Source organism: Vibrio sp. 1580, from assembly GCF_033340055.1.
Window position 1 is genome coordinate 1 of the sequence record NZ_JAWOVT010000081.1, and the last position, 1,044, is coordinate 1,044.

The window sequence follows — 1,044 nt, forward strand, 5'->3', positions numbered from 1 at the left end:
CACGATTTGTCTGGCTCTCCAGTATCGGGCGACGCTACCTCGTGCTCTAACCATAGCCACGGACATCATCACCATGATTGAGTTTCTTCTACCTTCTATTCTCGCTGGTATTGGTATTGCAATCATCGCAGGTCCACTCGGGTCTTTTGTTGTATGGCGAAAAATGGCCTACTTCGGTGACACTCTTGCCCATGCATCGTTAATGGGGCTCGCTCTCGGGTTCTTACTGAACGTTAACCTCTATCTTGCGCTGCTAGTCTGCTGTTTAGCATTAGCGGTACTCCTTGTAACACTGCAAAGGCAGCAACTGGTGGCCACAGATACCCTACTCGGAATTCTGGCTCACAGCTCTTTGTCTATCGGTTTGGTGTCAGTAAGCTTTTTGGACAATGTTCGTGTCGATCTAATGAGTTACCTATTTGGTGATTTATTAGCTGTATCACCAGAAGATTTGATGTTTATTTATGCCGGCGTAATTGTCGTTAGTGCATGTTTGTACATATTCTGGCGACCGTTATTATCAAGTACCGTCAGCGAAGAGCTAGCCGCTGTAGAAGGTGTGAACACAGATTTAATTCGTCTGGTCTTGATGCTGATGGTGGGCGTAGTGATTGCGGTAGGTATGAAGTTTGTCGGTGCCCTTATCATGACGTCACTGTTGATCATCCCTGCAGCAACAGCGCGTAAGTTGTCTTCTACACCAGAACAAATGGCATTCTTCGCATCCAGCATAGGTGCGATTTCAGTTCTAATGGGACTGAGTCTGTCTTGGCACTTCGACACACCAGCAGGCCCATCAGTGGTGATCAGTGCGACTTCTTTGTTTATGCTGAGCCAACTGATTCAGCGGAAAGCTTAGTTATAAGCACAAGTTAAGCAAACGGATCTGATGATTAAGAATTCTCAGTGCTATTGCTGGCTTACATACAAAATCAATACAAAATCGCATCAAAAAAAGGCAGTCGAGTGACTGCCTTTTTGTTATTTGGAAAACTTGATGTCTAGAAACGTCGTTATTCCAACGGTTCGGTCGGAGCTTGATTA

1 protein-coding gene is annotated in these 1,044 nt (G+C 45.4%); it reads left to right on the forward strand.

What is annotated here, in order from left to right; all coding sequences use genetic code 11:
* Positions 1-73 precede the first annotated feature (73 nt).
* On the forward strand, positions 74-859 hold the full coding sequence (gene znuB / locus R7093_RS24160) for a zinc ABC transporter permease subunit ZnuB (RefSeq protein WP_020904107.1): 786 nt from the start codon (positions 74-76) through the stop codon (positions 857-859).
* The last annotated feature ends 185 nt before the right edge of the window (positions 860-1,044 follow it).

Excerpts from the sequence above, each read along its gene's own strand:
- znuB (WP_020904107.1), top strand. The coding sequence starts at position 74 with ATGATTGAGTTTCTTCTACCTTCTATTCTCGCTGGTATTGGTATTGCA.